17 protein-coding genes are annotated in these 21,183 nt (G+C 62.5%); 12 read left to right on the forward strand and 5 right to left on the reverse strand.

Annotation, left to right across the window (positions count from 1 at the left end):
* Positions 1–198 precede the first annotated feature (198 nt).
* Together NYQ83_RS01505 and NYQ83_RS01510 are read right to left on the reverse strand one after the other, a co-directional pair.
* Positions 199–606, reverse strand: coding sequence for a DUF6163 family protein (locus NYQ83_RS01505; protein WP_261211709.1), 408 nt, complete (start codon positions 604–606; stop codon positions 199–201).
* Positions 599–1,699, reverse strand: a complete 1,101-nt coding sequence (locus tag NYQ83_RS01510; protein WP_261211711.1) for an enoyl-CoA hydratase/isomerase family protein — start codon at positions 1,697–1,699, stop codon at positions 599–601. Before NYQ83_RS01510 ends, NYQ83_RS01505 begins: the two co-directional genes overlap by 8 nt.
* 256 nt (positions 1,700–1,955) lie before the next feature.
* Here NYQ83_RS01510 and hemB point away from each other — a divergent pair, with 256 nt between their 5' ends.
* From hemB to NYQ83_RS01535, 5 genes are all read left to right on the forward strand, one after another.
* The gene (gene hemB, locus NYQ83_RS01515) at positions 1,956–2,987 is read left to right on the forward strand and encodes a porphobilinogen synthase (RefSeq protein ID WP_128294015.1); all 1,032 of its coding nucleotides are present in this window, start codon (positions 1,956–1,958) and stop codon (positions 2,985–2,987) included.
* Positions 2,988–3,057: 70 nt separating this feature from the next.
* Positions 3,058–3,549 (forward strand): RDD family protein, encoded by a 492-nt coding sequence (locus NYQ83_RS01520; protein WP_261211714.1) that lies wholly within the window; start codon positions 3,058–3,060, stop codon positions 3,547–3,549.
* 92 nt (positions 3,550–3,641) lie between these two features.
* Positions 3,642–5,444 carry an SLC13 family permease gene (locus tag NYQ83_RS01525; protein ID WP_261211715.1) on the forward strand — a complete coding sequence of 601 codons (1,803 nt, stop codon included), beginning with the start codon at positions 3,642–3,644 and terminating at the stop codon, positions 5,442–5,444.
* A gap of 11 nt (positions 5,445–5,455) precedes the next feature.
* The gene (locus NYQ83_RS01530; RefSeq protein ID WP_092812433.1) at positions 5,456–6,202 is read left to right on the forward strand and encodes an arginyltransferase; all 747 of its coding nucleotides are present in this window, start codon (positions 5,456–5,458) and stop codon (positions 6,200–6,202) included.
* Positions 6,196–7,167, forward strand: coding sequence for an endonuclease/exonuclease/phosphatase family protein (locus NYQ83_RS01535; RefSeq protein ID WP_261211718.1), 972 nt, complete (start codon positions 6,196–6,198; stop codon positions 7,165–7,167). Before NYQ83_RS01530 ends, NYQ83_RS01535 begins: the two co-directional genes overlap by 7 nt.
* A 6-nt stretch (positions 7,168–7,173) precedes the next feature.
* Here the strand turns inward: NYQ83_RS01535 and parC are convergent, their stop codons facing one another.
* A complete protein-coding gene (gene parC / locus NYQ83_RS01540) occupies positions 7,174–9,441 on the reverse strand; it encodes a DNA topoisomerase IV subunit A (protein ID WP_261211720.1) in 2,268 nt (755 codons plus the stop codon).
* Between the two features lie 64 nt (positions 9,442–9,505).
* Between parC and ruvX the strand changes: the two genes are divergently transcribed.
* Positions 9,506–9,988 carry a Holliday junction resolvase RuvX gene (gene ruvX / locus NYQ83_RS01545; RefSeq protein WP_261211722.1) on the forward strand — a complete coding sequence of 161 codons (483 nt, stop codon included), beginning with the start codon at positions 9,506–9,508 and terminating at the stop codon, positions 9,986–9,988.
* Positions 9,989–9,991: 3 nt separating this feature from the next.
* Here ruvX and NYQ83_RS01550 read toward each other — a convergent pair whose 3' ends face one another.
* The gene (locus NYQ83_RS01550) at positions 9,992–11,647 is read right to left on the reverse strand and encodes an isovaleryl-CoA dehydrogenase (RefSeq protein WP_261211726.1); all 1,656 of its coding nucleotides are present in this window, start codon (positions 11,645–11,647) and stop codon (positions 9,992–9,994) included.
* A 163-nt stretch (positions 11,648–11,810) separates the two neighbouring features.
* On the opposite strand from NYQ83_RS01550, the gene NYQ83_RS01555 reads away from it, so the two are divergent.
* From NYQ83_RS01555 to dprA, 4 genes are read left to right on the forward strand one after another with little or no spacing between them, the layout of a single operon-like run.
* The gene (locus NYQ83_RS01555) at positions 11,811–12,752 is read left to right on the forward strand and encodes an aspartate carbamoyltransferase catalytic subunit (RefSeq protein ID WP_128294010.1); all 942 of its coding nucleotides are present in this window, start codon (positions 11,811–11,813) and stop codon (positions 12,750–12,752) included.
* Between the two features lie 4 nt (positions 12,753–12,756).
* Positions 12,757–14,064 (forward strand): dihydroorotase, encoded by a 1,308-nt coding sequence (locus NYQ83_RS01560; RefSeq protein WP_261211732.1) that lies wholly within the window; start codon positions 12,757–12,759, stop codon positions 14,062–14,064.
* A gap of 24 nt (positions 14,065–14,088) precedes the next feature.
* Positions 14,089–14,703, forward strand: a complete 615-nt coding sequence (gene plsY / locus NYQ83_RS01565) for a glycerol-3-phosphate 1-O-acyltransferase PlsY (protein WP_261211734.1) — start codon at positions 14,089–14,091, stop codon at positions 14,701–14,703.
* Positions 14,700–15,833 (forward strand): DNA-processing protein DprA, encoded by a 1,134-nt coding sequence (gene dprA / locus NYQ83_RS01570; RefSeq protein ID WP_261211736.1) that lies wholly within the window; start codon positions 14,700–14,702, stop codon positions 15,831–15,833. Before plsY ends, dprA begins: the two co-directional genes overlap by 4 nt.
* Before the next feature lie 27 nt (positions 15,834–15,860).
* Here dprA and NYQ83_RS01575 read toward each other — a convergent pair whose 3' ends face one another.
* Positions 15,861–16,049, reverse strand: a complete 189-nt coding sequence (locus NYQ83_RS01575) for a hypothetical protein (RefSeq protein WP_261211738.1) — start codon at positions 16,047–16,049, stop codon at positions 15,861–15,863.
* Positions 16,050–16,239: 190 nt separating this feature from the next.
* Here NYQ83_RS01575 and topA point away from each other — a divergent pair, with 190 nt between their 5' ends.
* Together topA and rnr are read left to right on the forward strand one after the other, a co-directional pair.
* Positions 16,240–18,873: a type I DNA topoisomerase gene (gene topA, locus NYQ83_RS01580; RefSeq protein ID WP_261211740.1), complete on the forward strand. Its 2,634-nt coding sequence runs from the start codon at positions 16,240–16,242 to the stop codon at positions 18,871–18,873.
* 2 nt (positions 18,874–18,875) lie between these two features.
* Complete coding sequence (gene rnr / locus NYQ83_RS01585) at positions 18,876–21,173, forward strand: ribonuclease R (protein WP_261211742.1); 2,298 nt, start codon at positions 18,876–18,878, stop codon at positions 21,171–21,173.
* The last annotated feature ends 10 nt before the right edge of the window (positions 21,174–21,183 follow it).

A 21,183-nucleotide genomic window follows, 5' to 3' on the forward strand; every position in this document is an offset into this window, starting at 1 on the left:
GCCAATTTAAATGGAGATTTAAGCGTCAGCATGAATGAAATCTTGCTCGAAAAAGGGTAAATTTTCTGTGCCGCACGGGAACGGGCTCTGAACGCCGACATCCGGCACCTTTTGGCGCCCCCTCGTCCGTCGACACGAAACAAAACGCCGTCATCTTTCGTGTCTCGTCAACCGCCACGAGCGGGCGTCACAGCCTTGCTACTCGTCCCGACGGCGACGGCGGTCGCCCAGGAGAACCGCGACGTAGAGGCCCATCAAGGCTGCGTGCGCGAGAATTCTCTCCTGGTGGTGTCCGTAGATATCCCGGAACAGCGTGTACATCGCGATCTCGGTGATCGCGGCCACGGCCCAGATCACCGGCCCCCATACGGCGCTGATCCACAGGCCGACGGCCGCGAGGAGGTCGAGAATGCAAAGGACGATCATCGCGGCCTGCCAGGGTCGCTCGAAGGTCAGGAAATGACCGGCATCAAAGCCGACACCCATGATCTGCGCCGCCCTCACGAGGCCCGCAGAAAGCAGCAAGAACGCAACGACCCGCAGATAATAGCGTGTCAGGCGGCCGCGATTGGGGTCGTAGTCAAGGAGATCGACAGCGTCACTCATCCCGATCTCCCGATAAAGCGAGCTCTTCTTCGAGCGGCGCGAAATAGGCGTTGATCTCGGTCTCTTGCACATCGGCAAGGTCGGCAGGATGCCAGCGCGGAGCATGATCTTTGTCGATCAGCTGTGCCCTCACCCCTTCGTAAAAATCCTCTCCGGCAAGGATGCGATTGACGATGCGGTATTCCAGACGCATCGCCTCGGCAAAATCCATTTGAAGGCCGAGCCGCATCTGACACAGCGCGATCGCCAGGCTTGTCGGCGACATCCGGGCGATCGCCTGCAATGCCTTCTGGCCACGTTCCCATTCCGGCCGGTCGGCAAGACGGCTCCGAATCTCCGCAATCGAAGTTGCTGAAAAGACGCTGTCGATCTGCTCGGCATCGTCTGCCAGGCCAGATCGGAGCTCCCCTTTGGCCTGCGCATATCTTTCGATGACCTGCCGATGATCGTCCTCGCGTGCGAGTTCGTCGATCAGGGCGTCGAAACTTCGCCCTGGCACGGCATGCGTGGCGACACCGCTCCAGAGGCAGTCATCTCGACCAATGCGGCTTCCGGTCAAAGCGAGAAAGGTCCCGGTGGAACATGGCAGCCGGGGAAGAAAATGCGTCGCGCCGACATCAGGGAAGAAACCGATACCGACCTCAGGCATGGCGAAGCTGATACGTTCGCCGGCAAGACGCACGCTTCCATGAACCGAAATGCCAAAACCTCCGCCCATGACGATCCCGTCGAGCAAGGCGATGTAGGGTTTCGGATAGGTCTTGATGAGGTGATTGAGTCGGTATTCCTCTTGAAAGAACGTCAGGGGGAGCGGTCCACCTTCCGACTTCGCCCAGAATCCAGCCTCCCAGAGGCGGTGCAAATCGCCGCCCGCTGAAAAGGCTTTCTCGTCGAGCGAGCGGATCGCCACATGCGCGACCTCGTCGTCGTCACGCCATGCGTTCAGCGCCCGCAGCAGGGCCTGGACCATATCAAGGTTGAGCGCATTCAAGGCGCGGCCGCGGTTGAGGCTGATGAGACCCAGCCGGCCACGTTTCTCGATACGGATGTCGTCGTCGGCTTTCAGCATCTCAGCGGCCATTTCGTCTGGCATCCGTTCTTCATCGTGGGCCAAAGCGACGGAGGCGCTTCGGTGAGCTGTTCCGCAGGCAGCGCTATTTTGTCGCGCTCGATGCTCTGCATTCCCGCCATGAGCGGGAGCTGATCGCCGCAAAGGTCAAATTCCATGCCGGAGCTTTATGCAGCACCTGATCGAGCGTCAATGACGCCCGCGGTTTTGCAAAGGAGCCATTCCCTTGGCGCGGCCTTTACGCGGGGCTATGGTCCGCGCGACGAAACCGGGGGTTTCCATGAACTTGTCCTTTCATAGTGACGCGCTGCCCGATGTCGACCGCATCACCGGGCGGCGGCGTATGCGCCGCAATCGCCGCACCGACTGGTCGCGGCGTCTTATTCGCGAAAACCGCCTCTCACTCGACGATCTGATCTGGCCGATCTTTGTCATCGAAGGCGAGAACACATGCGAACCCGTCCCTTCGATGCCGGGCGTGGAGCGCTTTTCGGTCGATCTCGCAGTCAAAGCCGCAGAGCGTGCGAGAGATCTCGGCATTCCGGTACTCGCGCTCTTCCCGAATACGCATCCGGAAAAGCGTGACGATCAAGGCAGCGAGGCGCTCAACGATTCCAACCTCATTTGCCGCGCATGCCGGGAGATCAAGAAAGCGGTTCCCGAAGTCGGCCTTTTGACCGACGTCGCGCTCGATCCCTATACGAGCCACGGTCATGACGGCCTTCTGCGTGAAGGTCAGATCATCAACGACGAAAGCGTGTCGGTGCTTGCCCGTCAGGCATTGGTGCAGGCGGAGGCCGGCTGCGACATCGTCGCGCCGTCCGACATGATGGACGGGCGCGTCGGCGCCATCCGCGAAACGCTGGACGCCGCCGGCTACGGTCATGTGCAGATCGTCGCGTACACCGCGAAATACGCCTCGGCCTTCTATGGGCCGTTCCGCGACGCCGTCGGCTCGGGAACCATGCTGTCGGGCGACAAGAAGACCTATCAGATGGATCCCGCCAATTCGGACGAGGCTTTGCGCGAGGCCGAACTCGACATCGCCGAGGGCGCCGACATGATCATGGTGAAGCCAGGGCTTCCCTATCTCGACATCATCCGACGCCTGAAAGACACGTTCGGCATGCCAACCGTCGCCTACAATACGTCTGGCGAGTATTCGATGATCCAGGCAGCCGCCGCGAATGGCTGGCTCGATGGCGAGCGGGCGATGATGGAGCAGCTGGTCGCGTTCAAGCGGGCGGGTGCCGATTCCATCCTCACCTATTTCGCGCCACGCGCCGCAGAGATCCTGCGCGCCAGCCTCTAGAAGCTGCGTCTGGCAGAGCTTGAAGCCGAGCATGGGCCTCCCCACTTCCTCAGGATCGAAGGAGAGGCCCATGACTGCAATCCACGACGCGATCGACCTGGACGAGACGCGGATGCTTGATCCGACACAGCATCCCGAGCTCTACGACAACGTCAGAACGCGCCGTATTTCGGCCTTTCTGGTCGATGCCGTCATCATGGTCGTGCTGATGACCGTATCGTTCGTTGCCATCACCTTCCTTGGCCTTTTCACACTCGGCCTCGGCTGGCTTCTCTTCGGGCTGATCTGGCCCGTCGTCCCGATCCTCTACACGATGTTCACTCTCGGCAGCTCCGAATCGGCCACACCCGGGATGCGCGCCATGGGGATCGAGATGCGCACCTTCGACGGCGGGCGCATGTACAGCCTCCTCGCCTTCGTTCATGCTGTCCTCTTCTGGTTCTCGGTGACGGTGCTGACGCCCTTTGTTCTGCTTGTTTCCCTGTTCTCTCCACGCAAAAGGCTTCTCCACGACATCGTTCTTGGAACGACGGTCATCCGCAGGGATGACGGCCGGTTTTGAGGCGCGCCAAGCGTCCGTCCCTCGCCGATCGCCGCGACAATCTGGGATTGTAGGGTCTTGACTCCGCCGGTACTTTGCCGACGGAGCCGGGCATGACTTTTTCCGATTTGCAGATGTGGCTCACCTTCGGGGTGATCGCACTGACCATCGTTGGCTTTTCGCTCGAGCGCGTGGCGGTCGAGACGACCGCGCTCGCCTCGCTGGTTCTGCTGACGCTCGTCTTCGTCGTTGCTCCAGGGGCCTTTGGCCTGTCCTCCCCGTTGTCGTTTGAAGATCTGCTGCAGGGCTTCGCCAACCCCGCACTCGTGGCCGTCCTCAGCCTCATCGTGGTGGGGCAAGGTCTGTTTCAGACCGGCGCGCTCGACGCTCCGAGCCGGCACCTTGCGCGCAACACCCGCCTGCCGCCATCTGCGGTCTTCATACTCCTCATCGTCTTCGCGGGCGCACTTTCGGCCTTCCTCAACAACACGCCCGTCGTGGTGATGATGATCCCGGTGCTGATGTCGCTCGCCCGTGAGCAGCGGATCTCACCGGCGAAGCTTCTCATGGCGATGAATTTTGCGACCATCATCGGCGGCTCGACGACGTTGATCGGCTCGTCGACCAATCTTCTGGTCGCGCAGGTGGCGCATCACGAAGCTGGCATCAATCTCAGGCTCTTCGATCTTACGGCCCCCGGACTTGCGATCGCCGCGATCGCGGTCCCCTACATCCTGTTCGTCATTCCCCGCTTCTTCGGGAAACGCCCCCAGGAAGCGGTCAAGTTCGCGAGCGGCAAGCAGTTCATCACAGAAATCGTTCTGCCGGAGGGGCATCCGCTCGTCGGTATGCGCTCGGTCTCCGGATTGTTCCCGGGGCTCCGCGACGTCACCGTTCGCTTGGTGCGACGCGGCACCGCCATCCATCTACCTCCTTTCGAAGATCTCGAGCTGCAGCCGGGCGATCTCGCGGTTTTCAGCGGCATCCGCGAGGATCTCGCCCGTCACGGCATCATCAAGCCGGCGCGCGGCGAACGCAGCACCGAGACCGCCGGTGGCGGCACACATTCCGTCGGCGAAGCAATCGTAGCGCCCGGCGGCCGCATCATCGGTCGCTCGCCGGCCGAGACGGGTATCGAGCAGACGAGCGGCATCAGTGTCGTCGCCGTCGAGCGGCGCGGGCGCATGTCCCGCCAGGCGTTCTCCGACGTGCGGCTTGAAGAAGGCGACGTGCTGCTTCTTTCCGGTAAGGACGCCGCCTTCGATCGGCTGCGCGGCAGCCGTGATCTGCTTCTGCTCGAAAAATCGTTCGCGCCGCTGCCGGCGCGGAGGGATACACTTCGCTCGATCCTCATCTTCACAGGGCTGATCGTCCTCGCGGCGACCGGGCTCGTCCCCATCGCGATTGCAGCGCTTGGTGCGGCCCTCCTGATGCTCGTCTTCGGCTGCCTCAACATTCGCCAGGCGCGGCGGGCCTTCGACAGCCGCATTTTCATGTTGATTGGCGCCTCGATCGCCCTCGCGACCGCGCTGGAGCGAACAGGCGGCGCACAATTCCTGGCGGAGCACCTCGTCGCGATAACGGAACATGGAGGGCCGCGTCTGCTACTCTCGGCGCTCTTCGCGTTGATCGCGATCCTCACCAACGTCTTGTCGAACAACGCGACAGCCGTGCTTTTTACCCCGATCGCGGTCTCAGCGGCCGCGGCCATCGGGGCTCCGGCCCTGCCCTTCGTCATGGCCGTGATCTTCGCCGCCAACGCCTCGTTTGCGACACCGATCGGTTACCAGACGAATCTCCTCGTCATGGGCCCGGGAAATTATCGTTTCGTCGATTTCCTCTTGGCGGGCGGACCGCTCACCATCATTTCATGGCTTGTGTTTTCACTGTTCGCGCCGTGGTATTATGGCATCTGAGTGAGGTTCATATGACGCGGCCGATCGCAGAAGCTCAGCAATTCTATCTCACAGCCCCTGGCCCCTGCCCCTATCTTCCCGGTCGGCAGGAACGCAAAGTCTTCACCCAACTCGCGGGACCGCATTCGGCGCCTTTGAACGACATTTTGAGCCAGGGCGGCTTCCGGCGCAGTCAGACGATCGCCTATCGACCGGCCTGTGACCGTTGCGCGGCCTGCGTGTCGGTTCGGGTCTGTGCCGACCTTTTTTCTCCGACGCGCTCGATGCGTCGAATCACGCAGCGCAATCGCGATCTCGTCTCCGACTGGCGCGACAACATCGCAACCACCGATCAGTATTCTCTCTTCTACCGATATCTCGAAGAGCGACATTCCGGTGGCGGCATGCTGCAGATGACGGTTCTCGACTATTCGCTCATGGTCGAAGACAGCCATGTCGAGACGAAACTCGTCGAATACCGGCGGCGCACCGCCGACAGCGCCACCGGACGGCGGGGCGACGGCGAACTCATCGCCTGCGCTCTGACCGACGTGCTCGCCGACGGGCTCTCGATGGTCTATTCGTTCTTCGACCCGGAGGCGAAAGACCGCTCCCTCGGGACCTTCATCATCCTCGATCACATCGAGCGCGCCAAGCGGCTCGGAAAGCCCTATGTCTATCTCGGCTATTGGGTCGAGGGTTCCCGAAAGATGGCGTACAAATCGCGTTTCCGACCGCAGGAACGGCTGACCATGCGAGGCTGGGAACGCTTTTGCTGAGATTTCTCGTGTGGGTGGGGCTCGCCGGTGTGATGCTGGCGAGCCTGATCAGCTTTGGCGGCTATTGGTGGCCGTCTCTCGACAGCATCAATCACTTCCGGCCCTTTCTCTTTGCTGGGTTCTCGCTTGTCGCGGCACTCGCCCTCTTTGTCCGTTTGAGGCTGGCCTTCGCACTCGGCGTCTTCCTCGCGCTCGCCCAAGGCTGGTTCCTGATCGCGGAGATTTTGCCGGAAGCGCATTTCGGAAGCATCGCAGCCGAGACCGCTGGCGTTCCTCTGAAAGTGATCAGTTTCAACATGCTCGACAAACGCGTCGACGCTGCGGGGCTCGCCCGGATGGTCGAGCGGGAGCGCCCGGACGTCCTCGTCTTGATCGAGGCCTGGCCCAATACGGCGCATGTTTTGGCGGAGCTGAAGCCTTTTCTACCCTATCGGCTCGATTGCTTCTCGGCGCATTTCTGCGACGTCGCGATCCTTACCCGCCATCCGTTCACCAAGACCTATGTGTGGGATCCTCCCGCCGGAGAGCCTCGGGAAAACAACGTCTCACTCATGAGCGTCACGTTTGAGAAGGACGGCATTCCCGTCACCGTCTGGGGCACGCATCTCGACTGGCCGGTACCGGCGCGGGGCCAGACGATGCAGTTTGAGGCCATGAGGAAGGATCTGCAGGATGCAGGACCCAACACGATCCTCGCAGGCGACTTCAATTCAACGCCGTGGTCGTTTGCCTTGCAGAGATTCGGCGCGGCGATCCCGTTGCACCGTATCACGCGCGCCATGCCGACCTGGCCGAGCGAAAAGGCCGTCTTTCGCGGCCGAAATACGGTTCGCGCCTTCGGCCCCTTCATGCCGCTCGACCATATCTTCATCGGAAAAGCCATCCGCAAAACCGATGTGAGACGGGGCCCCTATCTCGGTTCCGACCATTACCCGGTGATCGCCGACCTCAAACTTGTCGACTGATCGCCCTCAGGACGCGGGGCTGAAGCGGTTCGACTTCGGAAAACCCTGCGGTGCCATCCGTCCCGCCTGCGCGCGTTCGCCGAGCCACTCAGACAGATCGCCATAAGAGCGCGCGTGCGTACGGCCGGCAGAATCGCTCCAGGAGAGTCCCTGTTCGCCTTCGAAGACGCGCACGTCCGAAATGCCGCCATCCTTGTAGCGCTGCAGCCTGACCCCCTTGCCGCGTGTCATTTCCGGCAGCTGCTCCCTCGGGAAAATCAGAAGCTTGCGGTTCTCTCCAATGACGGCGACATGATCGCCGGCGGCCGGAACGCAAATCCGGGCCTCATCCGATCCCGATACATTCAATATTTGCCGACCCTTACGAGTGTTTGCTACCATATCGCTTTCGGCGATAATGAAGCCGTTTCCGACGGATGACGCGACGAGGCGTTTTACCTGCGGGTCGTGCACGAAGGCGGCAAGGATGTCGCTGTCCTTATCCATCTCCACCATAAGGCGGACCGGCTCTCCCTGGCCGCGGCCACCGGGCAGCCGGGCGGCCTCGAGGGTGAATGCCTTGCCGCCGGTGGAAAAGAACAAGATCTTGTCGGTCGTGTGCGCCGGGAACGCGATCTTGAGACGGTCGCCTTCCTTGAAGCTCAGCGACGAGAAATCGGTCATATGGCCACGCATCGTGCGCAGCCAGCCCTTTTCAGACAGGATGACCGTGATCGGCTCGCGCTCGATCATCGCCTGCTGGATCTCCTCGACGTCGATCTCCGGGGCATCGGCAAACGTCGTGCGCCGGCGACCGATCTCGGTGTCCGGACCGAACTTCTTCTTCACCGAAGAGATTTCGAAAGAGACGCATTTCCACTGACGCTCTTCCGATTCAAGGAGGCCCGTCAGATCCGTCTGCTCGGCGGTCAGAGCCTCGTGCTCCTTGCGGATCTCGATCTCTTCGAGCTTCCTCAAAGCGCGCAGGCGCATATTGAGGATCGCCTCCGCCTGAACATCGGTCAAATCGAAGGCCTGCATCAGCTCCGGCTTGGGCTCGTCGCTTTCGCGGATGATGCGGATCACCTCGTCGAGGTTGAGATAGGCGATCAGATAGCCGCCCAGAATTTCCAGACGGTGGGCGATCTTATCCAAACGATGGCGGGTGCGGCGCAGAAGCACGTCGCGCCGGTGGTGCAACCATTCGTTCAAGACATCTCGCAAGGACATCACCTTCGGCACACGGCCTTGCGAGATGACGTTCATGTTGAGCGAGAAGCGCACTTCGAGATCGGCACGCTTGAAAAGCGATTCCATCATCAGGTCAGGATCGACCGCGCGGCTCTTCGGCTCGATGACGATGCGCACGTCCTCCGCGCTCTCATCCCGAACATCGCCCACGAGGGGCAATTTGCGGGCCTCGACCTGGCTCGCGATCTGCTCGATCAGCCGCCCCTTCTGCACCTGATAGGGGATTTCAGTGATGATCGCCGACCAGGCGCCGCGGCTGCCTTCCTCTTTTTCCCAACGCGCGCGCACGCGCATCATGCCGCGCCCGGTCGAATAGGCTTCCAGCCGATCGGAGGCGGGAGAGACGATGACGCCACCGGTCGGGAAATCCGGACCCGGGACGAATTCGAGCAGCTTCTCCGCACTCGCATTCGGGTGCTTGATGAGGTGGAGAGCCGCGTCGCACAATTCGGCCGCGTTGTGCGGAGGAATGTTCGTGGCCATGCCGACGGCGATGCCCGACGCGCCGTTCGCCAGAAGGTTCGGGAACGCTCCCGGAAGGACGACCGGCTCCTCGTCCTCGCCATCATAGGTGGCGCGAAAATCGACGGCGTTCTCGTCGATGCCTTCAAGCAGAAGGTTCGCAACCTCGGTCAGTCGCGCTTCGGTGTAGCGCATGGCGGCCGCGTTATCGCCGTCGACATTGCCGAAATTGCCCTGCCCGTCGACGAGCGGATAGCGGACCGCAAAGCTTTGCGCGAGGCGGACCATGGCGTCGTAGATCGCCTGATCGCCATGCGGGTGAAAATTACCCATCACTTCGCCGACGACCTTCGCCGACTTTTTGAAGCCCGAGCCCGGCAGAAGCCGCATCAGACGCATGGCGTGCAGGATGCGCCGATGGACGGGCTTCAGCCCGTCGCGCACATCCGGCAGCGCCCGATTCATGATCGTCGACAGCGCATAGGCGAGATAGCGCTCTTCAAGCGCTTCACGCAGATTGATGGGGACGATGTTCTCGTCGCCCTCGCCTCCGCCTGGAGGCGGAATCAGTTCCTTGCCCATGGCGCCCTATGTGGCGAATTCTTGAAGCCGCGACAATGCACGCCGGCCGTGCTAGGCGAATCGAATGGCTGCTGACCTCACAATCGAAGAGTTTTCCACCGCCGCCCCCATGGGAACGCGGCTTGCGGGTCTCGACCTCGGGACAAAGACCATCGGTATCGCCGTTTCGGATCCAGGACAGAACGTCGCGAGCCCTGTGACGACCATCCGTCGCGTCAAGTTCGGACAGGACGCGGCGAGCCTCCTGTCACTGTGCACGACGGAGAGAATCGGCGGTCTCGTCCTCGGCCTGCCCGTCAACATGGACGGCAGCGAGGGCCCGCGCTGTCAGGCGACGCGTGCCTTCGTCCGCAATCTGAAGACGCTCACGGATTTGCCGATCACCTTGTGGGACGAGCGCATGTCCACGATGGCGGTCGAAAGGGCGATGATCGAGGCCGACCTGTCCCGGCGCAAACGTGCCGAGCGGGTCGATGCCGCGGCGGCCGCCTATATTCTGCAAGGTGCACTCGACCGGCTGGCGACATTGCGGCGCCAGCGCGTCTGAGGATCAAGGCTCCGGAAACGCATAATCCAGGAGCGCTCGCATGTTGAAGCGCCGGTCCAACATTCCATAGGTCGAGCGCCAGGGCCGCCCGAGCCGCGTCTCGATGAAGGCATCGGCGAAGACGGGCGGGAAATCGCGCCGCAGCGCGGCCGCAGCCGCCGTCAGCGCCAATTGCTCGGTCAGTACGCGCGCGCTTCCTTCGTCCTCCATGGCGACCTCGGCAGCCGCCGCGAGAACATCGACGGCCGCGCGGCCATTGTGGCCGAGTTCCTGGCGGAAGTTTTCAAGAACCATCGCCAGGATATGAGGATCGCGGCCCAGTACGCGCAGGACGTCGAGCGCCATGACGTTGCCGGAGCCTTCCCAGATGGCATTGACCGGCGCCTCGCGCACCAGACGTGGCATGATGCTTTCCTCGACATAGCCATTGCCGCCGAGGCATTCCATCGTCTCGGCCAGGAAGGGCTGCGCCGATTTGCAGATCCAGTATTTTGCGACCGGCGTCATCAACCGCGCGAAGGCTTCTTCCTCGGGCCTGTCGGCGGCCAGATCGAAAGCTTCAGCAAGACGGAAGGACAAAGCGACTGCTGCGGCAAGATCCAGCGTCAGATCGCACAAAACCCTCTGCATCAGAGGTTTATCGAGAAGTTCTGAACCAAAGACATGGCGATGGCGACAATGGTGGACGGCTTCGGCAAGCCCGGCGCGCATGAGCCCGGTCGATGCGACGGCGCAATCGAGGCGCGTATAGGTCACCATTTCGATGATGGTTCGCACGCCCTTGCCTTCTTCGCCCACCATCCAGGCATGAGCGCCATCGAATTCCGCCTCCGACGAGGCGTTGGAGCGATTGCCGAGCTTGTCCTTCAAGCGCTCGAAGCGGATGGCGTTCGCCGTTCCGTCCGGCAGAAAGCGCGGCATCAGGAAGCAGCTCAGGCCGTTTTCAGTCTGTGCAAGGACGAGGAAGGCATCCGACATCGGGGCCGACATGAACCATTTGTGGCCGGTCAAACGGTGGAAGCCCTGGTTCGTCGGCTCTGCATGGGTGCGGTTCTGGCGCACATCCGTGCCGCCCTGCTTTTCCGTCATGCCCATGCCGATCGTCACGCCCTGCTTTTCGGCAGGATTGCGCGAGGCACGGTCGTAGGTGCGCGACAGGAGCCGCGGTCCCCATTCGCTCAAGAGATCCGGGCTGTGGCGCAAGCTGGCGATCGACGCATTCGTCATCGTCATCGGACAAATATGCCCGCACTCGGCCTGCGCAGTCATATAGAGCCGAGCGGCACGGGCCCGGTGGCGGACGGGTTCTTCCTCGCCGCCGCGCTCCCAGACCGAGCAATGCAGGCCCGAAGCGACCGAGCGACGCATCAAGGCGTGATAGGCCGGATGGAATTCGACCTCGTTGATGCGCCGGCCCCAGGCATCGTAACGCTTCAATTCCGGCAGATCGCTGTTGGCGAGGCGAGCGAATTCGCGGGCCTCGCCGCTCCCCCAGAAGCGGCCGTTCTGCTGCAGATTCTCGCGGATCGGATCGGCGAACCCGGCGCACATCAGGTCGAGGAGCGGGTCCGTTTGAAACAGGTCAAGATTGATGCGCGGCGGCGTCTGATTGAACACCGCATGCGTGGCATCCCGGCCCGGATTCATTGTCTCTGTCATAGGGTGAGCCTGCACGAATCTGCATAATATTAAAGCTTTTTCCGCAGCGCTTTAAGCTGCGCTCACAGGCCCGTGTCGGGGCTGTAAACGTAGGGGAAAAACGCCGCGGTCGGCGGCTCCCATGTTGCCGTCTTGGACGATTGTGCCTATAGGCACCCCTTTAATGACCCCAGCATCCTCTTTCCCCCATCAGCACCTTCTCGGTATTGAAGGGCTGTCTCCGCTCGAGATCGGTTCGCTTTTAGATCTCGCTGAGGAGCAAATCGCCGTCTCTCGCCAGATCGAAAAGAAGAAGCAGACCCTGCGCGGACGCACGCAGATCAATCTGTTCTTCGAGGCGTCGACACGAACGCAATCGAGTTTCGAGCTCGCCGGCAAACGGCTCGGCGCCGATGTCATGAACATGGCCGTCTCGTCTTCCTCCGTGAAGAAGGGCGAGACCCTGATCGACACGGCGATGACCCTGAACGCCATGCGACCGGACATTCTGGTGGTCCGCCATCATGCGGCGGGCGCCGTCGAGCTTCTTGCGCAGAAGGTCGAATGTTCGGTGATCAACGCTGGCGACGGTGCCCACGAGCATCCCACGCAGGCGCTCCTCGATGCTCTCACGATCCGCCGCCACAAAGGCCGCCTCGACGGGCTCACCGTCGCGATCTGCGGCGACATTCGTCATTCGCGCGTCGCACGCTCCAACATCCTGCTGCTCATGGTGATGGGCGCACGGATCCGGCTGATCGCGCCGTCGACATTGCTGCCGTCCAACATCGAATGCTACGGCGCGGACGTCTTCAACGACATGCGCACCGGCCTCAAGGACGCCGACGTCGTCATGATGCTGCGCCTCCAGCGGGAGCGCATGACCGCCGCTTACGTCCCGAGCATCCGGGAGTATTTCCGCTATTACGGGCTCGACGAGGAAAAGCTCGCCCTCGCCCGCCCGGATGCGCTGGTCATGCATCCAGGCCCGATGAATCGCGGCGTTGAGATCGATCCACTCGTCGCCGATGGCCCGCAAAGCGTGATCCGCGAACAAGTGGAGATGGGCGTGGCCGTGCGAATGGCCGTCCTCGAAGCCCTCGCCCAACACCTGCCCAATCACTGATCCAATGGCCCGTCCAATTCTTCTCACCAATGCCCGCATCGTCGATCCCGCACGCGGTCTCGACAGCCCAGGCGCCGTCGTCGTCTCTGACGGGCGCATCGTCGCCGCGGGTCCCGAAGCTCATAACCATGGTGTCCCCGAAGGCTGGGAGGTGGTCGACTGCACCGGCAAGACGATCATCCCGGGCCTGGTCGATATGCGGGTCTTCGTGGGCGAACCCGGCGCCGAACATCTGGAAACGCTGGAAACCGCAAGCCGTGCGGCGGCGGCCGGCGGCGTCACCACCATCGTCACCATGCCGGATACGGATCCGGTGATCGACGATCCCGCACTCGTCGATTTTATCTTGAGACGCGCCACACACAACGCGCTCGTGCATGTCCATCCGATGGCGGCGATCAGCAAGGGCCTTAAGGGCGAGGAAATTTCGGAGTTCGGCCTCCTTAAGGATGCGGGCGCCGTCGCCTTCTCGGAGGGACGAAAATCGCTGCGCTCCGCGCAGGTGATGCGCAATGCCCTCACCTATGCGCGCGACTTCGAAGCACTCATCGTCCACCATACCCAGGACGCCGATCTCGCCCGCGCAGGCGTCATGAATGCCGGTGAAGTCGCGACGCGGCTCGGACTTCCGGGTATTCCGCGCGAAGCGGAAACGATCATGCTCGACCGGGACCTGAGATTGGCGAGGCTCACGCGCGGGCGCTATCACGCAGCCCAGCTTTCCTGCGCGGATTCCATTGCCGTGCTGCGGCAGGCGAAAGAAAATGGCGTCGGGGTCACAGCCGGAGCAGCGATCGCGCATCTCGCTTTGAACGAGGGCGATATCGGCTCCTATAGAACGTTCTTCAAAATGTCGCCGCCTCTCAGAAGCGAGGACGACCGGCAGGCGATCGTGGCCGCGCTTGCCGACGGAACCCTCGACGTCATCGTTTCGGCGCACGACCCGCAGGACGTGGAAGGAAAGCGGCAGCCTTTCGCCGAGGCCGCGGACGGGGCTGTGGGCCTGGACACCCTCCTCTCGGTTGGGCTGCGTCTGGTCCATAGCGGCGAGGTCAGTCTGATGCGTCTCATCGAAGCCATGGCGACGACGCCTGCACGCCTTCTCGATCTGCCGGTTGGGACACTTCGCCCAGGTGCGCCGGCGGATCTCGCGATCATCGACCTCGACAAGCCATGGGTCGTGAAGGAAGAAAGCCTGCATTCGCGTTCAAAGAACACCTGCTTCGAAGGGGCGCGGCTGACCGGCCAGGTGGTTCGCACACTGGTTGCCGGCAAAACCGTCTATCCTTATGGAGATGGGCAACGAAATTAGGCCACAGACACGGGGGCAGAAGCTGTGACCGCCGATGCGAGCAATTGGACACTTCTCCTGCCAACCCTGATCGGTGGCCTTGTTCTCGGCTATCTCTTCGGGTCCATCCCGTCCGGCCTTATCCTTTCAAGGCTTGCCGGGTTCGGCGACATTCGCAAGATCGGCTCCGGCAACATCGGGGCTACCAACGTTTTGCGCACCGGCAACAAGAAGCTCGCGGCAGCGACACTTCTGGCGGATGCGCTCAAGGGTACGATCCCCATTCTCATTGGCTGGCAATGGGGCTTTGAGCCAGCGCTGGCCGCGGCCTTCGGCGCCTTTCTCGGGCATTGCTTTCCGGTCTGGCTCGGCTTCAGGGGTGGCAAAGGCGTCGCCACCTTCTTCGGCATTCTTCTGCCGCTCTCATGGCCAACGCTGATTGCCGCAGCGGCGATCTGGATCGGGACCGCCTGGTTCACGCGCTATTCGTCCCTTGCAGCGCTGCTGACGAGCGCATTGACGCCTGTCATCCTGTTCCTCAGCGGCCAGACACTCCTGGCCGAGCTCTTCCTCGCGGTCACTTTCATCTTGTGGTTCCGGCATCGGGAGAACCTTCGTCGTCTCCTCAACGGCACCGAATCGAAGATCGGGCAGAAGTGAGCACGCCGCCCCCGGAAGGCGTTCGCCTGACGGCAGAGCAGCGACGGGCCTGGCTGCGTCTCATCCGGAGCGAAAATGTCGGTCCGCAGACATTTCGTTCTCTTATCAATCATTTCGGCTCAGCCTCTGCGGCCCTCGAAGCGCTTCCTGATCTCTCCCGCCGGGGCGGCGCGAGACGCAACATCCGGATCGCCAGCGAGGACGATATCGACCGCGAGCTCGCCGCGGCAGAGCGCGCCGGCGCACGCTTCATCGGCATGGGTGAGCCGGACTACCCGCCGTGGCTGCGTCATGCCGACCAGCCACCGCCGCTTATTTGCATGCGGGGCGCATCCGAGGTGCTCGCCCGCCCAGCCATTGCCATCGTCGGCGCCCGCAATGCCTCCCTCGCCGGACAAAGGATGGCGCAGCGTCTCGCATCCGGGCTTGGAGAGGCCGGTTTCTCGATCGTTTCCGGCCTTGCCCGCGGCATCGATCAGAGTGCGCACCAGGCCGCTCTTGCGACGGGGACGATCGCCGTCTTTGCCGGCGGCGTCGACGTCGTCTATCCGGAGGAACATCGTCCACTACTCGACAAGATCCTCGCGCAGCGGGGCGCCGCTATCAGCGAGATGGCGATGGGCTGGCAGCCGCGGGCACGCGACTTTCCGCGGCGCAACCGAATTATCGCAGGCATGAGCCTTGCGACCGTCGTCGTGGAAGCCGCAGAAAGGTCGGGCTCGCTCATCACCGCACGCCTCGCGCTCGAACAAAACCGCGAGGTCATGGCCGTCCCGGGATCGCCCCTCGACCCTCGTGCGGCCGGCACCAATCGCCTCCTAAAACAGGGGGCCCATCTGATCACGGAGGCTGCCGACGTCATCCAGGCCTTGCCGCAAGTCCTTGCACCGCCGACGCGAGAGGGTTTCGAACTCCCACCAGAGGAGCCCGAAAAGCAACCCCTGATTGAACCCGTAAACGATGATCGCAGTCGCATCCTCGAGGCGCTCGGGCCGACGCCGGTGCATGTCGACGAGTTGATCGCGCATACAAGGCTGTCTGCCCGCCTCGTGGCTGTTGTCCTCTTGGAACTCGAGCTTGCCGGGCGCCTGGAGCGTCATCCGGGAGGACGGATCTCACTTATCTACTGAAGCAGGGCGCCACCCCACCCTCTGCGTTCAGTTTTGAGGATTGATATCATTCACATTTTCTTCTGTGGCTTCCCGCCAGGCCTCAAGGACGACCATCTCGATGAGATAAGCGAGAAATGGCAGATTCGCCTCATCGGCGCGGCGGCGCCATTGGCTTGCCTCGACAGCGATATCCTCGGCTAAATCCCGCCGTTCCTGTTTATTCAATGTCTGCAAGGCGCGGTGCATCTTCGGCGCGATTCGTAAATCAATGCACACGCTTTAGTTGATTTTAAGCTACGAGAACAGGGGGCGAAAGTGCGCCGCCGGCCCACCTTGTCGTTCCGTGGCCTTGACCGCGCCTGTTTCCCAATCCAAGTGAGGCCGTGCGCGTGCCGCCTTTTTCCCCGCCCAATGGAGTACCCGTATGGACCTCGTGATTGTCGAATCGCCCGCTAAGGCGAAGACGATCAATAAGTATCTCGGCCCCGATTATCGGGTGCTCGCCTCCTATGGGCATGTGCGAGATCTGCCTTCCAAAGACGGCTCGGTGCGGCCCGACGAGGACTTCGCCATGTCGTGGGAAGTCGCCGACAAGGCCAAGAAGCGTTTGAGTGACATCGCGGAGGCGGCCAAGTCTGCCGACCGCATTCTGCTCGCCACTGACCCCGATCGCGAAGGCGAAGCCATTTCCTGGCACGTGCTGGAAGTGCTGCGCTCCCGCAAAGGCTTGAAGGACAAGCCCGTGGCCCGCGTCGTCTTCAACGCCATCACGAAGCGCGCAGTGGAAGAGGCGATGGCGCATCCGCGCATGATCGACGATGCGCTGGTGGAGGCTTACCTCGCCCGCCGCGCACTCGACTATCTCGTCGGCTTTTCCCTGTCGCCGGTCCTATGGCGCAAGCTGCCCGGCGCGCGTTCCGCCGGACGCGTGCAGTCGGTGGCGCTGCGTCTCGTCTGCGAGCGCGAATCGGAAATCGAACGGTTTCGGCCGCAGGAATATTGGTCGCTGGCGGCCAATCTCGCGACACCGGCCAAGGATACCTTTGTCGCCCGTCTCGTCGCGGCAGACGGCAAGAAGCTGACCAAGCTCTCCATTGGGGACGAGGCGCAGGCAAAAAGTCTGAAGACCCTTCTCGAAGGGGCGGATTTTTCCGTCGCGAGCGTCGAATCGAAACCGCATTCGCGCAATCCGCAGCCGCCTTTCACCACCTCGACCCTGCAACAGGAAGCGCAGCGCAAGCTCGGCTTCGATGCGAGCCGCACGATGCAGGTCGCCCAGCGCCTCTATGAGGGCGTGGATATCGGCGGCGAGACGATCGGCCTCATCACTTATATGCGAACCGACGGCGTCGACATGGCACCGGAAGCGGTCGCGGCCGTGCGCGATCTGATCAGTGGCGATTTCGGCAAGCGCTATCTGCCCGATCAGCCGCGGCGCTATTTCGTCAAGGCAAAGAACGCGCAGGAAGCGCACGAAGCGATCCGGCCGACCGATCCGGCGCGCTTGCCCGCCCATGTCGAACGTCAGCTCGATCGCGATCAGGCCAGGCTCTACGAGCTCATCTGGAAGCGTACCGTCGCCAGCCAAATGAGCTCTGCGGAGATGGAGCGCACCACGATCGAAGTCGATGCGAAGAACGGCGACCATCGCCTCGGCCTTCGAGCGACGGGTTCAGTGGTGCGCTTCGACGGTTTTCTGACCCTTTACCAGGAGGGTCGCGACGACCCCGACGAGGAGGAGGACGGGCGTCTGCCGGCCGTCACCGCCGGCGACGGTCTTGACGCGAAATCCGTCAGTGCCGATCAGCACTTTACCGAGCCCCCTCCCCGCTACACGGAAGCCTCTCTCATCAAGAAGATGGAAGAGCTCGGCATCGGCCGCCCGTCCACTTACGCGCAGACGATGACCGTTCTGCGCGACCGCGGCTACGTGCGGATGGACAAGCGGCGCCTCATGCCGGAGGACAAGGGCCGGCTTGTGACGGCCTTCCTGGAGAGCTTTTTCCGGCGCTATGTGGAGTACGACTTCACCGCCGATCTTGAAGAGAAGCTCGACAAGGTTTCCGCCGGCGAACTCTCCTGGCAGGCGGTGCTGCGCGATTTCTGGCGCGACTTTCAGGGCAATCTGGACGACATCAAGGACATCCGCGTGTCGGAGGTTCTCGAAGCGCTCAACGAAATGCTGGGCGACTTCGTCTTCCCGCCGCGCGAAGACGGCAGCGACCCGCGCAGCTGCCCCAGCTGCGGCGACGGTAAGCTATCGTTGAAGCTTGGGCGTTTCGGCGCCTTCATCGGCTGCTCCAACTATCCCGAGTGTCGGTACACGCGCCAGATCACCGAGCCCGATGCGGAGGGCGAGGTCGCGCAACAGGCGATGACCGCGGAAGGCATGCCGCTCGGCGAGGATCCGGAGACCGGTGAATCGGTGATTTTGCGCTCCGGCCGCTTCGGCCCCTATGTTCAGCTCGGTCCCGATCCCGCGAAAGGCGAAGAAAAACCGAAGCGCTCGAGCCTGCCGCGCGGCTGGCAGGCCGACGAGATGACGCTCGAAAAAGCCCTTCAACTGCTCTCGCTGCCCCGCGAGATCGGCAGCCATCCGGAAACCGGCAAGCCGATCACGGCGGGTCTCGGGCGCTACGGCCCCTTCGTCTCGCATGATGGCAAATACGCCAATCTGGAGAGCATCGAAGACGTTTTCACTGTGGGCGCAAACCGGGCCATTTCTCTCCTCGCCGAGAAGAAAGGGCGCGGACGTTCCGGGGCGAAAGAGCTGAAGGCACTTGGCGAACATCCCGATGGCGGCGCTGTCGCTGTGATGGAGGGGCGCTACGGCCCCTACGTCAATCACGGCAAGATCAACGCGACGTTGCCCAAGGACAAGGACCCGCAAACGATCACGCTGGAAGAAGCGCTCGAGCTGATCGAGGCCAAGGCGGCGAAGGGTGGCAAGACGAAGAAGGCCACCGCTCGCAAGACGCCAGCCAAGAAAAGCACGGCGAAGAAGCCGGCTGCATCCAAAACCAAAAGCGCCAAGGCGAAAGCCAAGGCAGAAGGCTGAGCTTGCCGAAGAAACCCAAGAGCACACGTCCGCGCCTGCCAAGCGAGCAGGATATCCTGAACTTTGTCCAAGACGCCGAGGGCAAGGTCGGCAAGCGGGAGATTGCGCGTGCTTTTGGGATCACCGGCCCCGACCGTGTGGCGCTCAAGCGCACCCTCAAGGAGATGGCGGACGAAGGTCTGATCGCCTCACCTCGGAAGGCGATCAGGGCCTCCGGCACCCTTCCCTCCGTCACCGTCTTGCGCGTGATCGACGTCGACGACGATGGCGATCTAGTCGGGACGCCTGAGCAATGGGATGAGGCGGAAGGCAAACCTCCGCGGGTGAGATTGCCGTTGCCACCAGCCGGCAAGCGACGCGGCAAGCCCACGGCAGGCGTCGGCGACCGGGTTCTGACCCGCATCGAGCGAAGCGGACATGACGGCCCATATCGCGGCCGAATCATGAAGCTTCTGGAGCGTGTGCCCGACCGGATTGTCGGCATCTTCAAAGCAGACCCCGGCGAACAGGGCGGCGGACGCATCGTGCCCACGAACCGGCGCGCGAAGGAATACATCGTGCCGCCCAGCGAAGCTGCCGGCGCGGTGGATGGTGAGCTTGTTGCCGTCGAGCCGCTGTCCAAAAAGCGTCTCGGGTTGCCGTCGGCGCGGGTGTCGGAGCGCATCGGCGATGTCTCTTCCGAGAAGGCAATCAGCCTGATCGCGCTTGAGGAAAACAATATCCCTTACGTCTTCCCTCAGCGGGTGATCGACGAGGCGGAGGCCGCAAAGCCGGCCGGGATGGAGCACCGGAACGACTGGCGCGATCTTCCTCTCATCACCATCGATCCGGCCGATGCCCGCGACCACGACGATGCGGTGTATGCGAAGCCCGATCCCGACAACGAGGGCGGCCATATCGTCAGCGTGGCGATCGCCGATGTGGCCTATTACGTGCGCCCCGGCTCGGCCATGGACAAGGAAGCCGTGAAGCGCGGCAATTCCGTCTACTTTCCGGGACGAGTCGTGCCGATGCTGCCGGAGCGCATCTCCAACGATTTGTGCTCGCTGCGCGAGGGAGAAGACCGGCCTGCGCTCGCCGTGCGCATGGTCTTCGACAAGAACGGCCGCAAGACCTCGCACCGCTTCACCCGCATCATGATGCGCTCTGCCGCGGCCCTCTCCTACGAAGAGAGCCAGGCGGCGATCGATGGACGTACCAACGAGCGGACTCAGCCGCTTTTGGACACCGTCCTGAAGCCGTTGTGGGATGCCTACGAGGTGCTGAAGGCAGGGCGAGATTCGCGCGAGCCACTCGAACTCGACGTGCCGGAACGCAAGGTCCAGCTCGACGAGAACGGCGCCATTCAGCGGGTCTATGTGCCGCCGCGCCTGGACGCACACAAGCTCATCGAAGAATTCATGATCCAGGCGAATGTGGCAGCGGCCGAGGAGCTGGAAGGCCGCAATTCTCCGCTCGTCTACCGGATCCACGACGAGCCGTCCTTCGACAAGCTGGAAGGGCTGCGCGATTTTCTCGGGTCGCTCGACATGAGCCTTCCGAAAAAGGGCAATCTGCGCCCGTCCGAATTCAACACCATCCTGAAGAACGTCGCGGATACGGCGCATTCGATTCTGGTCAACGAGGTGGTGTTGCGCTCGCAGAGCCAGGCGCAGTACTCGACCCAGAACATCGGCCATTTCGGTCTCAACCTGCGCCGCTACGCCCATTTCACCTCTCCGATCCGACGTTATGCCGACCTGCTGGTCCATCGCGCGCTGATTTCTGCTCTCGGCGCCGGCGAAGGCGGCCTCGGCAATATGGACGAGGCGGCGATGGAGAAGGTCGCAGCGGAGATTTCGCTCGCCGAGCGCCGCGCGATGACGGCCGAGCGAGACACGCTCGATCGTCTCGTGGCCTCCTGGCTCTCAGAACGGGTGGGCGCGCGCTTCTTCGGCCGAATCCGCGGCGTGACCCGAGCCGGTCTCTTCGTCGAACTGGAAGAAAGCGGTGCGGACGGATTCGTGCCGATCTCCACGCTCGGCAGTGAGTTCTTCATCTATGACGAGACGCTGCACCGGCTCTACGGCGCCGATAGCGGCGCCACGTATCAGCTCGGCGATCGTGTGGAAGTGCGCCTTGCCGAAGCGACCCCCTATGCCGGGGATCTGAGGCTTGAGATGTTGAGCGAGGGCACACGCGGCAAGCCCGGCGGAAGGCCCTCGGGGCATAACAATGCCGGACGCAAACGCCCGGGCACCACGAGACCACGGGGACCCCGAAGTCCCAAAAGGGGAGCCCCGTCTCGAAAGCGCAAATAGCGGAAAGGAC

The sequence above is a fragment of the Afifella sp. JA880 genome, assembly GCF_025379905.1.
GTDB lineage: Bacteria > Pseudomonadota > Alphaproteobacteria > Rhizobiales > Afifellaceae > Afifella > Afifella aestuarii.

Bases quoted from the DNA above. Each gene is read 5' to 3' on its own strand.
- NYQ83_RS01505 (WP_261211709.1), bottom strand. From the start codon at position 606: ATGAGTGACGCTGTCGATCTCCTTGACTACGACCCCAATCGCGGCCGC.
- NYQ83_RS01510 (WP_261211711.1), bottom strand. From the start codon at position 1,699: ATGCCAGACGAAATGGCCGCTGAGATGCTGAAAGCCGACGACGACATC.
- hemB (WP_128294015.1), top strand. From the start codon at position 1,956: ATGAACTTGTCCTTTCATAGTGACGCGCTGCCCGATGTCGACCGCATC.
- NYQ83_RS01520 (WP_261211714.1), top strand. From the start codon at position 3,058: ATGACTGCAATCCACGACGCGATCGACCTGGACGAGACGCGGATGCTT.
- NYQ83_RS01525 (WP_261211715.1), top strand. From the start codon at position 3,642: ATGACTTTTTCCGATTTGCAGATGTGGCTCACCTTCGGGGTGATCGCA.
- NYQ83_RS01530 (WP_092812433.1), top strand. From the start codon at position 5,456: ATGACGCGGCCGATCGCAGAAGCTCAGCAATTCTATCTCACAGCCCCT.
- parC (WP_261211720.1), bottom strand. From the start codon at position 9,441: ATGGGCAAGGAACTGATTCCGCCTCCAGGCGGAGGCGAGGGCGACGAG.
- ruvX (WP_261211722.1), top strand. From the start codon at position 9,506: ATGGCTGCTGACCTCACAATCGAAGAGTTTTCCACCGCCGCCCCCATG.
- NYQ83_RS01550 (WP_261211726.1), bottom strand. From the start codon at position 11,647: ATGACAGAGACAATGAATCCGGGCCGGGATGCCACGCATGCGGTGTTC.
- NYQ83_RS01555 (WP_128294010.1), top strand. From the start codon at position 11,811: ATGACCCCAGCATCCTCTTTCCCCCATCAGCACCTTCTCGGTATTGAA.
- NYQ83_RS01560 (WP_261211732.1), top strand. From the start codon at position 12,757: ATGGCCCGTCCAATTCTTCTCACCAATGCCCGCATCGTCGATCCCGCA.
- topA (WP_261211740.1), top strand. From the start codon at position 16,240: ATGGACCTCGTGATTGTCGAATCGCCCGCTAAGGCGAAGACGATCAAT.